Source organism: Polynucleobacter sp. (genome assembly GCF_044342855.1).
Taxonomy (GTDB): Bacteria; Pseudomonadota; Gammaproteobacteria; order Burkholderiales; family Burkholderiaceae; genus Polynucleobacter.
Window position 1 is genome coordinate 46,833 of the sequence record NZ_JBIIPA010000013.1, and the last position, 13,690, is coordinate 60,522.

Annotated in this window: 13 protein-coding genes; all 13 read left to right on the top strand. The window is 46.8% G+C overall.

What is annotated here, in order from left to right; genetic code table 11:
- The first annotated feature begins 13 nt into the window (after positions 1-13).
- Positions 14-2,338: an NADH-quinone oxidoreductase subunit NuoG gene (gene nuoG / locus ACIQZ3_RS06000; protein ID WP_397391277.1), complete on the top strand. Its 2,325-nt coding sequence runs from the start codon at positions 14-16 to the stop codon at positions 2,336-2,338.
- An 8-nt stretch (positions 2,339-2,346) separates the two neighbouring features.
- Entirely contained in the window at positions 2,347-3,420 is a 1,074-nt protein-coding gene (gene nuoH / locus ACIQZ3_RS06005) for an NADH-quinone oxidoreductase subunit NuoH (protein ID WP_397391279.1), read from the top strand.
- 11 nt (positions 3,421-3,431) lie between these two features.
- Positions 3,432-3,923 (top strand): NADH-quinone oxidoreductase subunit NuoI, encoded by a 492-nt coding sequence (gene nuoI / locus ACIQZ3_RS06010; RefSeq protein ID WP_216224821.1) that lies wholly within the window; start codon positions 3,432-3,434, stop codon positions 3,921-3,923.
- Between the two features lie 21 nt (positions 3,924-3,944).
- On the top strand, positions 3,945-4,592 hold the full coding sequence (locus ACIQZ3_RS06015; RefSeq protein WP_216229362.1) for an NADH-quinone oxidoreductase subunit J: 648 nt from the start codon (positions 3,945-3,947) through the stop codon (positions 4,590-4,592).
- Entirely contained in the window at positions 4,589-4,897 is a 309-nt protein-coding gene (nuoK, locus tag ACIQZ3_RS06020) for an NADH-quinone oxidoreductase subunit NuoK (RefSeq protein ID WP_015420930.1), read from the top strand. The genes ACIQZ3_RS06015 and nuoK overlap by 4 nt, the downstream gene beginning before the upstream one ends.
- Before the next feature lie 2 nt (positions 4,898-4,899).
- Entirely contained in the window at positions 4,900-6,960 is a 2,061-nt protein-coding gene (nuoL, locus tag ACIQZ3_RS06025; RefSeq protein WP_397391281.1) for an NADH-quinone oxidoreductase subunit L, read from the top strand.
- Positions 6,961-6,984: 24 nt separating this feature from the next.
- Positions 6,985-8,451, top strand: a complete 1,467-nt coding sequence (locus ACIQZ3_RS06030; protein WP_397391283.1) for an NADH-quinone oxidoreductase subunit M — start codon at positions 6,985-6,987, stop codon at positions 8,449-8,451.
- Positions 8,452-8,461: 10 nt separating this feature from the next.
- Positions 8,462-9,967 (top strand): NADH-quinone oxidoreductase subunit NuoN, encoded by a 1,506-nt coding sequence (nuoN, locus tag ACIQZ3_RS06035; RefSeq protein ID WP_397391285.1) that lies wholly within the window; start codon positions 8,462-8,464, stop codon positions 9,965-9,967.
- A 105-nt stretch (positions 9,968-10,072) separates the two neighbouring features.
- Complete coding sequence (locus ACIQZ3_RS06040; protein WP_397391287.1) at positions 10,073-10,675, top strand: NUDIX domain-containing protein; 603 nt, start codon at positions 10,073-10,075, stop codon at positions 10,673-10,675.
- A gap of 60 nt (positions 10,676-10,735) precedes the next feature.
- Entirely contained in the window at positions 10,736-11,263 is a 528-nt protein-coding gene (locus ACIQZ3_RS06045; RefSeq protein ID WP_397391289.1) for a DUF1178 family protein, read from the top strand.
- Positions 11,264-11,345: 82 nt separating this feature from the next.
- Positions 11,346-12,098: a transporter substrate-binding domain-containing protein gene (locus tag ACIQZ3_RS06050; RefSeq protein ID WP_397391291.1), complete on the top strand. Its 753-nt coding sequence runs from the start codon at positions 11,346-11,348 to the stop codon at positions 12,096-12,098.
- Positions 12,099-12,142: 44 nt separating this feature from the next.
- The gene (locus tag ACIQZ3_RS06055; RefSeq protein ID WP_397391293.1) at positions 12,143-12,796 is read left to right on the top strand and encodes an amino acid ABC transporter permease; all 654 of its coding nucleotides are present in this window, start codon (positions 12,143-12,145) and stop codon (positions 12,794-12,796) included.
- A 34-nt stretch (positions 12,797-12,830) separates the two neighbouring features.
- Positions 12,831-13,562, top strand: coding sequence for an amino acid ABC transporter ATP-binding protein (locus ACIQZ3_RS06060; protein WP_397391295.1), 732 nt, complete (start codon positions 12,831-12,833; stop codon positions 13,560-13,562).
- Positions 13,563-13,690: the final 128 nt, after the last annotated feature.

Here is a 13,690-nt window from a genome sequence, read left to right on the forward strand (position 1 = left end):
TCTTAAAGTGAGCATGGTTGAAATCGAATTAGATGGTAAGGCTGTAGAAGTTCCGCAAGGTTCGATGGTGATGCACGCGGCGAACAAGATCGGCACTTATATTCCTCACTTCTGCTATCACAAGAAATTATCTATCGCCGCTAACTGCCGTATGTGTTTGGTGGAGGTAGAGAAGGCGCCAAAACCAATGCCAGCTTGCGCAACTCCAGTGACGCAGGGCATGAAGGTGTTTACGCATTCTGCTAAAGCAGTCGAGGCTCAGCGTTCTGTCATGGAGTTCCTGCTAATTAACCATCCTTTGGATTGCCCAATTTGCGATCAAGGTGGTGAGTGCCAGTTACAAGATTTAGCAGTTGGTTACGGTAAGTCGAATTCACGCTACGAAGAAGAGAAGCGTGTTGTATTTCATAAGAATGTAGGACCACTCATCTCGATGCAAGAGATGACGCGCTGTATTCACTGCACCCGTTGCGTACGTTTTGGTCAAGAAGTTGCTGGCGTCATGGAATTGGGTATGGTCAACCGTGGCGAGCATTCTGAAATCACGACTTTTGCAGGTCAAACCATTGATTCAGAGTTATCTGGAAATATGATTGATATTTGTCCAGTTGGCGCTTTAACAAGTAAGCCATTCCGTTACGCAGCGCGTACTTGGGAATTGGGTCGCAAGCGCTCAGTAAGTCCGCACGACAGTCTTGGTGCGAATACTACTATTCAAACTAAAGCTAACAAAGTCATGCGCGTTGTTGCTTTGGATAATGATGCAGTCAATGAGTGCTGGATTAGCGATCGTGATCGCTTTGCCTACGAAGGCTTGAATAGTGCTGATCGCATAACTACACCAATGGTGAAGCAGGGCGGTCAGTGGCTTGAGACTGATTGGCAATCTGCAATGGATTACGTTGCGCATTCACTTAAAACCATTTCCTCTGAGAGTGGCCCTGAAGCAGTTGGTGCTTTAGCGCATCCAATCTCTAGTACTGAAGAGTTATACCTCCTCCAGAAGATGATTCGTGGTTTGGGTTCTAAGCAGGTTGAGACTCGTTTGCGTCAAACTGACGTGAAGGGCGCTGCCTCTGCCCCATGGTTGGGTATGCCCATTAGCAAATTAAGTGAGTTGGATCGTGTTTTGGTGATCGGCAGCTTCTTGCGCAAAGAGCAGCCATTGATTGCTGCGCGTCTACGTACTGCAGCTAAGCGTGGCTTGCAGGTTTCACGTATTGATGCGGGTGGTGACGATTGGTTAATTCCGAATACTGGTATTGCCGCTACTCCAAGCGCATGGCTCAATACTTTGAGTGAAGTGGCATTGGCTGTGGCCAAAGCGAAGTCTGCTACTGCTCCGGCTGGCACACCAAACTTACCAGTATCCGCTTCTGCGCAAAAGATTGCAGATAGCTTGCTTTCCGGTACATCCGCTTCTGTTTTACTGGGATCTGCTGCAATCGCGCATCCACAAGCATCTGACTTGCATGTCTTGGCGCAATTCATTGCTGAGCAAACTGGTGCAACTTTAGGTTTCTTGCCTGTTGGCGGTAATGCTGTTGGTGCTAGCTTGGTCAATGCCAACGGTGCCGGTGTTGAATCCGTGTTATCCGGTGATCGCCGTGCTGTAATCTTGATGAATATCGAGCCAGACGCTGACCTGCCAAACCCTGCGCAAGCTCGTGCTGCTTTGGCTAAGGCTAATACAGTGATTGCCTTAAGCGCTTATAAGAGCGCTGATCTTCTTGAGGTGGCCGATGTGATTCTGCCGATCTCTACATTTACAGAAACAGTGTCTACTTTTGTTAATTCAGAAGGCCGTGGGCAGACGATTCAGCCAGCTGTAAAACCTTTGGGCGATTCACGTCCAGCATGGAAAGTTCTCCGTGTTTTGGGTGGCTTATTGAATTTAGATGGCTTCCTCTACAACATGCCTGAAGAGGTGTTGGGTGAGGCGCTTGGTGAAAACTACTGCACTATGTTGTCAAATCAATTTACAGCGACTAGCTTAACTAATTTAGCTAATGGCAATGCAGGTTCATCAGCAGGTTTAGAGCGCTTATCTGACGTTGGCATTTATGCCGGCGATCAAATCGTACGCCGTTCATCTGCATTGCAGTTAACGCGTGATGCTAAGCGTGGCAATCAAGTTGGATTAGGTCAGGCACTCTTTAATGAGTTGGGCCTGAAAGAGGGCGATGCTGTGCGAGTGACCCAAGGTGGTCAGTTTGTAGATTTGCCTGTCACATTAGAGGCGAACTTAGCTAAGGGTGCCGTCAGAATTTCTGCGGGCACTATGGCTAGCGCTAAATTGGGATCGATGTTTGGTCCTGTAACAGTTAGCAAGGCATAAGGGACGAGATGGATAATTTCTTGAACCTCGTTACCACCCAAGGTGAGGCCATCTTTGGCTCACTATGGCCGCTTGTTTGGGCTTTGGTGCGTATTGTGATCATCGTGTTGCCGATGTTTGGTGCTGTTGCTTACATGACGCTTTGGGAGCGTAAGTTAATCGGCTGGATGCATATCCGTCTTGGACCTAACCGCGTTGGCCCTTTAGGTTTGCTGCAGCCAATCGCTGATGCCTTGAAGCTCTTGATGAAGGAGATCATTTCTCCGACTCAAGCAAGTAAGGTGCTGTATTTCATTGCTCCAGTCATGGTGATCATGCCGGCATTTGCTGCTTGGGCAGTGATTCCTTTCCAGGCCAAAATGGTCTTAGCTGATGTCAATGCTGGATTGTTATATGTAATGGCAATCTCATCCATTGGTGTTTATGGTGTGATTTTGGCGGGTTGGTCATCTAACTCCAAGTACCCGTTCCTTGGTGCAATGCGCGCTTCGGCTCAAATGATTTCTTATGAGATCGCTATGGGTTTTGCATTGGTTACCGTGTTGTTGACTTCCGGCTCTTTGAACTTGAGCACGATCGTGGCTTCACAAGAGCAGGGCTACTTTGCCAACATGGGCCTGAATTTCCTATCTTGGAATTGGTTGCCGCTGCTGCCAATGTTCGTGATTTACTTCATCTCTGGCGTTGCTGAAACGAACCGTCATCCATTTGACGTGGTTGAGGGTGAGTCTGAGATTGTTGCGGGTCATATGGTCGAGTACTCTGGCATGGCCTTTGCAATGTTCTTCTTGGCTGAATACGCCAATATGATCTTGATCGCGGCATTAGCAGCAACGATGTTCCTAGGCGGCTGGTTGCCTATCGTTGATTTACCAATCCTTCGTGATATCCCAGGCTTTTTCTGGTTGTTTGCAAAAACCTTCTTCCTCTTGTCTTGCGTTATCTGGTTGCGTGCCACATTGCCACGTTATCGCTATGACCAAATCATGCGTTTGGGTTGGAAGATCTTTATTCCTATCTCTGTATTCTGGGTAGTTGTCGTTGGCGCATGGGTTGTATCCCCATTGAATATTTGGAAATAAGTTGATCAATCATGTTTAAGAAAATTTCCCAATTCCTCGATAGCTTGATGTTGAGAGATATCTTGGTCGGTATGTCGATTACTGGTCGCTATCTCTTCAAACCAAAAATTACCGTTCAATATCCTGAAGAGAAGACGCCGCAGTCCGTGCGCTTCCGCGGTTTACATGCTTTGCGCCGTTATGAAAATGGGGAAGAGCGTTGTATCGGTTGCAAATTGTGCGAGGCTGTTTGTCCTGCTTACGCAATCACGATTGAAACTGCTGAGCGCGATGATGGTACGCGCCGTACTAGTCGTTACGACATTGATTTAACCAAGTGCATTTTCTGCGGCTTCTGCGAAGAAGCTTGTCCAGTTGATGCCATTGTTGAAACGAATATTTTTGAGTATTTCGGTGATAAGCGCGGCGATTTGTATTTCACTAAAGAAATGCTTTTGGCAGTAGGCGATAAGTATGAAAAAGATATTGCCGCTAACCGCGCAGCTGATGCGCCTTACCGTTAATCGAATAAAGCACAACGACATATGACATTCGATACTTCCACACTTTTTGCAGCATTCTTCTATGCCTTTGCTGGCCTTTTAGTGCTCTCAGCATTGCGCGTGATTACTGCTCGTAACCCAGTGCATGCCGCACTGTTCCTAGTTTTAGCTTTCTTCTGCGCTTCTGGCCTTTGGATGCTTCTGAAGGCGGAGTTCTTAAGTCTAGCCTTGATCCTCGTTTACGTTGGCGCTGTTATGGTGCTCTTCTTGTTCGTGGTCATGATGTTGGACCTAGATCTTGAGCACTTACGTCGTGATTTCAAGAAATTCTTACCCGTAGCTTTCTTAATGGGTGCGGTCATCGTATTGGAGTTATCCATCGTCCTGATTCGCAGCTTTATTGGGACTAGTGCACCAGTACAGCCGATGCTCGAAGAAATGGCTACTAGTAATACCCAAGCCTTAGGAATGTTGATCTTTGTTGACTATGTTTATGCCTTCGAGGTTGCTGGCGTCATTCTCTTGGTGGCTATCATCGCTGCCGTGGCATTGACACTGCGTAATCGTAAAGATTCGAAGTCCCAGAATATTCATGAGCAAGTGAATGTGAACTCTGCGGATCGTATGCGTATCGTGAAGATGGGCTCTGATATGGCCGCAAAACAAGATACACGTGGGGAGAAGAAATGACTATTACCCTAGCTCACTACTTAGTGCTTGGCGCAATTTTGTTTGCGACTAGCGTGATCGGTATCTTCTTAAACCGTAAGAACATCATCGTGCTCTTAATGGCAATTGAATTAATGCTTCTTTCGGTGAACATGAACTTTGTAGCCTTCTCTCATTATTTGGGTGACATGGCTGGTCAAGTATTCGTATTCTTTATTTTGACTGTGGCTGCTGCTGAGGCAGCAATCGGTCTGGCAATTTTGGTTGTTCTCTTCCGTAAGGTAGATACCATCAATGCTGAAGACCTTGACCACCTAAAAGGCTAGTCATGCAATTGACCTTAACTCTTCCTATTCTCTGCGCAATTCCGCTGGCGCCATTATTTGGCTCCGCAATTGCAGGATTCTTCGGCACCAAATTGGGTGGTAATCGCATTGGTAACGGCGCTTGCCAGTTCGTAACCATCCTTGGTGTGATGATCGCCTTCGTCTTGTCTTGCTTTGTGCTCGTTCAGGTCATGGATGGCTTCTATTTCAATGGCACCGTGTACCGCTGGATGCAATTAGGCGAGCTTAATCTGGATATTGGCTTCTTAATTGATCCACTAACAGCCACCATGATGTGTGTAGTGACCTTTGTTTCTTTGATGGTCCACATCTACACCATCGGTTACATGCAGGGCGAAGAGGGTTACAACCGCTTCTTCTCATACATTTCACTCTTTACCTTCGCAATGTTGATGTTGGTAATGAGTAATAACCTCTTGCAACTCTTCTTCGGATGGGAGGCGGTGGGTGTGGTTTCCTATCTATTGATTGGCTTCTACTTTGAGCGTCAATCCGCTGTATTTGCCAACATGAAGGCCTTCTTAGTTAACCGGGTTGGTGACTTTGGCTTTATTCTCGGTATTGGCTTGCTATTAGCTAGTACTGGCTCCATGAACTACGACGTGATCTTTGCTCAGAACACAGCGCTTGCTGCGCAAACATTGCCTGGTACTAGCTGGAATTTAGTCACGGTAGCTTGTATCTGCCTATTCATCGGTGCGATGGGTAAATCAGCACAGTTCCCATTACACGTTTGGTTGCCTGACTCCATGGAAGGCCCAACCCCGATTTCAGCATTGATTCATGCTGCAACGATGGTGACTGCCGGTATCTTCATGGTGTCACGTATGTCACCGCTGTTTGAATTGTCTGATGCAGCCTTGAGCTTCATCTTGGTGATTGGCTCGATCACTGCACTCTTTATGGGTTTCTTGGGCATTGTCCAGACCGATATCAAGCGGGTAGTTGCTTACTCAACACTGTCACAGCTGGGTTACATGACTGTCGCTTTGGGTGTATCTGCTTATCCAGTAGCGATCTTCCATTTGATGACGCACGCATTCTTTAAGGCGCTCTTGTTCCTTGCTGCGGGTAGCGTGATTTTGGGTATGCACCACGAGCAAGATATGCGCAAGATGGGCGGTCTCTGGAAGTACATGCCAATTACTTGCCTGATGATGTTGCTGGGTAACTTGGCATTGATCGGTACGCCATTTTTCTCCGGCTTCTACTCAAAAGACTCCATCATTGAAGCGGTAGCTGCTAGCCACATTCCTGGTTCAGGCTTTGCTTACTTCGCAGTCATGGCTAGCGTCTTTGTAACGGCTTTGTATTCTTTCCGCCTGTACTTCTATGTATTCCACGGTAAAGCACGCTGGGGTCATGATGATGCTCATGCGCACGATCACCACCATGATCATGCAGAGCAGGGTGACGATCACGCAAATCATGGTTTGGCTCCAGGTCAAAAACCACATGAGTCACCATTTGTTGTGACCTTGCCATTGATCTTGTTGGCAATTCCTTCAGTCATCATTGGTTACTACACAATTACACCTTTGTTATTTGGTACCTATTTCGGCGATTCGATCTTTGTCGATATCGGTAAGCACCCAGCGATGAAGGAACTTGCTGAAGAGTTCCATGGTCCGATTGCCATGGCAATCCATTCATTGACATCGCCGGTATTACTGCTGGTTGTGCTGGGCGTATTGACTGCTGCGATTGGTTACCTCTGGGCTCCGAAGTTGCCGGGTGTAGTAGCACAGGCATTTGCGCCAATCAAGAAGCTATTGGATAACAAATACTATCTAGACGATTTAAACCAAGCTGTTTTCGCTAAGGGCTTGCTGTGGATCGGTGGTGTCTTATGGCATCGCGGTGATCAGCAGGTTATCGACGGTTTCTTGGTTAATGGTAGTGCGCATGCAGTAGGGCGCTTCTCCGGGGTTATTCGCCATTTGCAATCCGGCTATCTCTATCACTATGCCTTCGCAATGATTGCGGGCTTGGCGATATTGTTGGCTTGGGTTTTGTACGCTTACCTGCCTTTTGTTCGCTAGGCCTTTGTTACTTAAGTAGCCATCATGATTCTTTCTTACGCCATCTGGATCCCGATTTTCTTCGGCATCATTATTTTGTTCTACGGTTCGGAGAAGCCGACTGCCGGCGTTCGCTGGTTAGCCCTCGTCGGTTCAGTTCTTGGCTTCATTGCAACTCTGCCACTGGTGATTAACTTTGATATTGCCAACCCAGGTATGCAGTTTGTTGAAAAACTCAGCTGGATTCCGCGTTACGACATTAACTATCACTTGGGTATCGACGGTATCTCTGTGTGGTTCATCGTTTTGACCGCATTCATCAATATTATTGTGGTGATCGCAGCGTGGGAGGTAATTGATAAGAAGGTTTCGCAATACATGGCCTCCTTCTTAATCCTTTCAGGATTAATGATTGGCGTATTCGCTGCTCTAGATGCATTGCTGTTCTACGTCTTCTTCGAAGCAACCTTAATCCCGATGTACATCATTATTGGTGTGTGGGGTGGTCATAACCGCATCTACGCAGCATTTAAGTTCTTCCTGTACACCTTGCTTGGCTCATTACTCACTTTGATTGCCATGCTGTACCTGTATAGCGTAACGAATACCTTTGATATCTTGGCTTGGCACAATGCGCGCCTTGATATCGTTGAGCAAATCCTCCTCTTCTTTGCTTTCTTCATGGCCTTTGCCGTGAAGGTGCCAATGTGGCCTTTGCATACCTGGTTGCCAGATGTTCACGTGGAGGCGCCAACCGGTGGCTCTGTTGTGTTGGCTGCAATCATGTTGAAGTTGGGCGCTTACGGTTTCTTACGTTTCTCATTGCCAATCGCCCCAGATGCAAGTCAGTATCTAGGCCCATTTGTCATCTTCTTATCTTTAGTGGCTGTGATTTACGTTGGTGCAGTGGCTTTGGTGCAGAAGGATATGAAGAAGTTAGTAGCTTACTCTTCAGTAGCCCACATGGGTTTTGTGACCCTCGGTTTCTTCCTCTTTAGCCCTCTGGGGATTGAGGGCGGTATTGTGCAGATGATTTCTCATGGTTTTGTTGCCGGCGCAATGTTCCTTTCTATTGGCGTGTTGTATGACCGCATGCACACCCGTCAAATTGCGGATTACGGTGGCGTTGTCCATCGCATGCCTGCGTTCACAGCATTTGCAGTTTTGATGGCAATGGCTAACTGCGGTTTGCCTGCTACCTCTGGATTCGTTGGTGAGTTTATGGTGATTTTGGCTGCAGTTGATTACGACTTTGCCATTGGTATCTTGGCAGCTACTGCATTGATCCTCGGTGCCGCTTATTCCTTGTGGATGGTGAAGCGCGTGTTCTTCGGTGCGGTTACTAACAAGCATGTTGAGGAGTTAAAAGACCTTAATGCGCGTGAGTATTTCATGATGGCAGTGTTGTCCATCTGTGTGATCGGTATGGGTGTTTATCCAAAACCTTTTACCGACATCATTCATCCAGCCGTGATTAATCTGCTGCAGCATGTTGCTGTTAGCAAACTCTGAGTAAAAGCTAATGCAAGCATTTGACCTATACGCCGTCCTGCCGGAACTTGTTTTACTCGTAGCTGCCTGCCTCTTGTTGGTGGCAAGTGTTTATGTTCCCGAGCGTCAGCCAGCAACCCCTGGTGTCGAGCAGGATATCTTCCATACGCCGCGTGGTGTAGGTTTCGTTTACTTTTTCTCCATCATTTTGCTGGCCTATTTGATCTTTGCCTATGTAGGTCGTATTGGAGATGTTTCTGTTGTGGCCATGAATGGCTTATTTCAGTCGGACCCCTTTTCAAACCTGCTAAAGGCTTGCTCATGTGGAGCGGTATTGGTTAGCTTGGTATATTCAAAGCAATACCTGACTGATCGTGCGTTGTTCCGTCCAGACTTCATTGTCCTAACCTTGCTGGCCTTGTTGGGGCAGTGCATACTCATCTCGGGCGCAAACCTTTTGACTCTGTATTTAGGTCTTGAGTTGATGGCTTTGCCTACTTACGCATTGGTAGCGATGCGTCATAGCAATGAGAAGAGTGTTGAAGCAGGTATTAAATACTTCATTCTGGGTGCATTAGCTTCTGGTTTCTTGCTGTACGGCATGTCTATGTTGTACGGCGTAACCGGCTCACTCGATCTTATCGAAATCTTCAGAACGGTTGCTGATCCTCGTGTAAATCATTTGGTAATGGCCTTTGGTCTGGTATTTATTGTTTCTGGTCTAGCCTTTAAATTAGGCGTAGTGCCATTTCATATGTGGGTTCCTGACGTATATCAAGGCGCTCCAACAGCAGTGACACTAATGATTGCAGCTGCGCCGAAGCTTGCGGCCTTTGCCTTGTTACTCCGCTTGCTGGTAAATACTTTATTGCCTCTCATGGGAGATTGGCAGCCAATGCTGGTCTTGTTAGCGGTTTTATCCTTGGTGGTCGGTAACGTAACAGCTATCGCACAAACAAATATGAAGCGCATGTTGGCTTATTCTGCAATTGCGCAGATGGGCTTTGTGTTGCTAGGCATGTTGTCCGTATTTGATGACCATGCTTTTAGTGCTTCGATGTTCTATGCCATTACTTATGTATTGACCACCTTGGGAAGCTTCGGCCTCTTGATGATGTTGTCAGGCAAAGGGCATGATTGCGAAACCATTGATGATCTCAAGGGTTTAAATAAGCGCCATCCATGGTTTGCTTTTATTGGCTTAGTAATGATGTTCTCTTTAGCCGGTATTCCGCCAACAGTAGGCTTTGCTGCCAAGTTGGGTGTACTGGAAGCCTTGGTAGATGGCGGGCACACATCCTTAGCCATCATTGCCGTAATCGCCTCATTGATTGGCGCTTTCTACTACCTCAGGGTAATTAAGGTTATGTACTTTGATGAGCCAAAGGATGAGCAAGCTTCCGAGATCACTGGCTCAGGATTTGCTCATGGCCTTTTGAGTCTGAATGCAGTATTCGTCTTGGCTTTGGGGATTTTCCCAGCTGGGCTAATGGCTGTGTGCCTTGATGCAATGCGCCGCACTTTATTGGGCTCATAAATCAGTAGCCCAATTGGCTTGTGATGAAGGCTCCTTATTGGAGCCTTTCTCTTTTCTGTCATCTGAGTTTTGTATGATTGACATTCAATTAATGAAAGACGCGCTATGACTGAAAAATCATTCAAAGACCTTCCCATTGGTGATGCCCATTTGAGAGAGGAACGTCTCTCAGGTGAGGATATCTATGGCGGTATCTTTCTGAATATGAAGCGCGATCAAGTCAGTTTGCCCGATGGCAATCAAGCGGTACGTGAATACCTGACACATCCTGGCGCAGTAGCTATTTTGGCGATCTTGGATGATGGCAGGGTATTAATGGAGCGCCAGTATCGATACCCCGTTGCTAAGGCTTGTCTGGAGATTCCGGCGGGGAAGCTAGATCCCAAAGAGGATCATCTAGTATGTGCTCAGCGAGAATTGGAAGAGGAAACAGGTTACTCCGCAAGTAAGTGGAGTTTTATCCGCCGCATCCATCCAGTAATTTCTTATTCGACCGAGTTTATTGATATCTATCTTGCTGAAGGCTTGGTCTCCGGCAAAAGTCACCTAGATGATGAAGAGTTTTTAGATGTATTTGCCGCACCGCTGGAGCAACTATTGGAGTGGGTGGAGCAGGGTGAAATTACGGACGTGAAAACAACGATTGCAACTTACTGGTTGGACCGCTATCGCCGCGGTTTAGTAAGTCCTGCGCCTATTCCAAGGTAATCCCATAATCCTATAAAATAGGGGTATTGAATTTAGCATTTTTGCCCCTATATAGGTCTTATGAAAGTTTATAACCTCGCTTGCCCACTGGATCATCGCTTTGAGGGATGGTTCGCCTCTGAAGAGGATTGCCTTGCCCAGCAAGACAAGGGGATGCTGGCGTGTCCTATTTGCGACAGTACTGAGATTACGCGGATGCCATCGGCTCCACATATTGCTAAATCGAGCTCCAGCAAAGATGTGCCAACTTCAACTGAGTTGACTGTTGCTAGCCCTGCAGCAACGGATAATTCCGGTGTGAGTGGTGGGCTCACTGGTGATGTTGTTGCCTTGACTGGAAGCGATCATTCTCAATTGGAGGCGCAGGTACAGGCGGCCTTTTTAAAGGGTATGCGTGAGCTGATGGGGCGCTCTGAGGATGTTGGAACTTCTTTTGCCGAAGAGGTTCGCAAAATTCACTACAAGGAATCTCCTGAGCGGAGTATTCGCGGTCAAACCACTCTAGATGAAGCAGAGGCTTTGCGTGAAGAGGGGATTGAAGTCATGGCAATGCCCATGATGCCCGCCTTTAAAAACACCCTGCAGTAGCCAGTTTTCCTCCAATTCCCCTATACTTGGTGAGCACCCAGACCCTGGGCATGACTAAGTTATGAGGATAGGAGAAATACCCATGAAACGCTTTTTTCAGGCATTGTTTGCCGCTGTTCTGGCGCTCACTATTGTGGCTTGCTCCAAGTCCTCGGATACCAAAGAAATTAAGGTTGCAGTTTCACCTGCATCTCCTCCCATGCTGTTTGATAACAAGGGGCAGATTGTAGGCGTTGATATGGATATCTTTCAGGGCTACTGCCAATCTCGTGGCTGCACTTTTAAAGTAACTCCGTACGACTGGGCTGGCATGTTGGGTGCTGTGTCTAGTGGTCAGGCTGACGTTGCTTTCTCCGGAATCTCTATTACCGATAAACGCAAAGAAGTAATGGATTTTTCACAGCCGTACTATGACAATGCTTGGCATCTCGTGAGCATGAAGAATAAAAATATTCAGATTACCGATTTGAATCAGCTTAAGAAATACTCCATTGGCTACCCACGTGGCATGGCTTATGACGATCTTATTAAGAATGAGCTGGAGCCAAAAGGTTACTACTCATTAAGCAAAGTCAAACTCTATCCTTCTTACGCTGAAGTGATTATCGATCTTCAGAACGGCAATTTAGATTTGGCTTTTATTGAAGAGCCTGTATTTCTGAATTATGAAAATAAACTGAAGCTTCCGATTCAGAGTAGTTACGTCTTCAAGGGTTTTGATAAGCTTGGTTTTGCTTTTGCCAAAGGCTCCAAGCTACGTGATGACTTTGATAAATATCTGAATGAACTTGGACCAGAAAAAATCAAGGCTATTCTTGATAAGTGGATGAAATAAGCGCCCCTCATCAAGACCTTAGCAAGTAGTCGAAAGCCTGCCCTGTGACTTTTCTGGATATTCTTGTCCAGTTAGCCCAGGGCATTTCTTATACGGTTTTAGTAACGCTGGTTTGTTCTTTCACTGGATCGGTTGTTGGCTTGACCATTGCGAGTCTTCGTCGCCTGGATATCCCTTGGCTAATTTCGCTAATTGATTGCTATACCTATGTCTTTAGGGGTGTGCCAGTTTTAGTTTTGCTGTTCATGGTTTACTTTGGCTTACCAGGAGTTGGTTTCAAGGTTCCGCCACTAATGGCAATGGCACTCAGTTTAGGTCTAGTAGCATCCGCCTATTTAGCCGAGGTATTCCGAGGTGCATTCAACTCCGTGGATCCAGCGGAAGTGATTGCCGCTCAGGCCATGGGCATGACGCGTATACAGGTTCTCCGATTTATTGAGTTGCCACAGATGTTGCGATTCTCAATTCCGGGCATGGTCAATGAGTTCACCTCGGTTTTAAAGTATTCGCCATTTGCCTATACGGTCGGAATACCAGAGATTACAAAACAGGCTATGACGCTGACATCAACCACCTTACGTGGTATCGAGATATATCTAGCGGTGGGGATTTTGTATTTCGTGATTTACCGAATTTGTTTACTCGGCGTTCAACTGCTGACGAAGCGTTATCAAATTCCAGGAATGACTCCCGCATGAATATCAACATAACATTATTTAAAGAGGCAATTTCGTGGCATTAATTCAAGTACGGGATTTGGTCAAAGAGTTTGATGGGCAGACTGTCTTGTCCAGCATTAATCTCGATTTGAAAGAGGGTGATGTTCGGGTATTGATGGGCGCCTCTGGCTCTGGCAAATCCACCTTATTGCGCTGTCTCAATCGACTGGTCGAGCCCACCTCTGGATCAATTATTTTCAGGGGGCAAGAAGTATTGGGGCCCGGTGTTGATGTGTGTGAGTTACGTAAGCAAATTGGTTTTGTCTTTCAGCAGTTTGCTTTGTACAGCCATTTAACCGTTCTGGATAATGTCTCATTGGGGCTGCGTAAGCTGCATCAGATGGGTAAGGCTGAGGCTAAAGAGAAGGCCTTACTGGAGTTGTCTCATTTTGAGATGACACCTCATCAAGATAAATACCCCTCACAACTCTCGGGTGGCCAGAAGCAGCGAGTTGCTATAGCTCGGGCGCTGGCGATGGATCCAGCGGTCCTTGTTCTCGATGAGCCAACCTCTGCACTCGATCCAGTCATGTCTAGGGATGTAGCTGATCTCATTAATCGCTTGCATAGTGAAGGCATCACCATGATCTGCGTTACCCATGATCTTCACTTGGCCCGCAATATTGCGGATACTGTCATGTTCTTAGATCGCGGCGTGATTCGGGCGGATGATCGTATTGAGGTTTTGAGTAAACATACCGATCCAGAAATTAAAGCCTTTTTTGCCTCCGAGGAAAAGCTCTAATGGGGGGGGTGGTCATCTTTTATTCGTGATCTTACGGAACAGATGCCCTTGATTTTTGCTGGGCTTGTGAAGACTCTGCAATTAGCAGGCTTGATTAGCGTATCTGGATTGCTGCTAGGAATTGTGGT

What these genes read in the sequence shown, in the direction of transcription:
- nuoG (WP_397391277.1), top strand. Translation starts at nt 14, where the DNA reads ATGGTTGAAATCGAATTAGATGGTAAGGCTGTAGAAGTTCCGCAAGGT.
- nuoH (WP_397391279.1), top strand. Translation starts at nt 2,347, where the DNA reads ATGGATAATTTCTTGAACCTCGTTACCACCCAAGGTGAGGCCATCTTT.
- nuoI (WP_216224821.1), top strand. Translation starts at nt 3,432, where the DNA reads ATGTTTAAGAAAATTTCCCAATTCCTCGATAGCTTGATGTTGAGAGAT.
- ACIQZ3_RS06015 (WP_216229362.1), top strand. Translation starts at nt 3,945, where the DNA reads ATGACATTCGATACTTCCACACTTTTTGCAGCATTCTTCTATGCCTTT.
- nuoK (WP_015420930.1), top strand. Translation starts at nt 4,589, where the DNA reads ATGACTATTACCCTAGCTCACTACTTAGTGCTTGGCGCAATTTTGTTT.
- nuoL (WP_397391281.1), top strand. Translation starts at nt 4,900, where the DNA reads ATGCAATTGACCTTAACTCTTCCTATTCTCTGCGCAATTCCGCTGGCG.
- ACIQZ3_RS06030 (WP_397391283.1), top strand. Translation starts at nt 6,985, where the DNA reads ATGATTCTTTCTTACGCCATCTGGATCCCGATTTTCTTCGGCATCATT.
- nuoN (WP_397391285.1), top strand. Translation starts at nt 8,462, where the DNA reads ATGCAAGCATTTGACCTATACGCCGTCCTGCCGGAACTTGTTTTACTC.
- ACIQZ3_RS06040 (WP_397391287.1), top strand. Translation starts at nt 10,073, where the DNA reads ATGACTGAAAAATCATTCAAAGACCTTCCCATTGGTGATGCCCATTTG.
- ACIQZ3_RS06045 (WP_397391289.1), top strand. Translation starts at nt 10,736, where the DNA reads ATGAAAGTTTATAACCTCGCTTGCCCACTGGATCATCGCTTTGAGGGA.
- ACIQZ3_RS06050 (WP_397391291.1), top strand. Translation starts at nt 11,346, where the DNA reads ATGAAACGCTTTTTTCAGGCATTGTTTGCCGCTGTTCTGGCGCTCACT.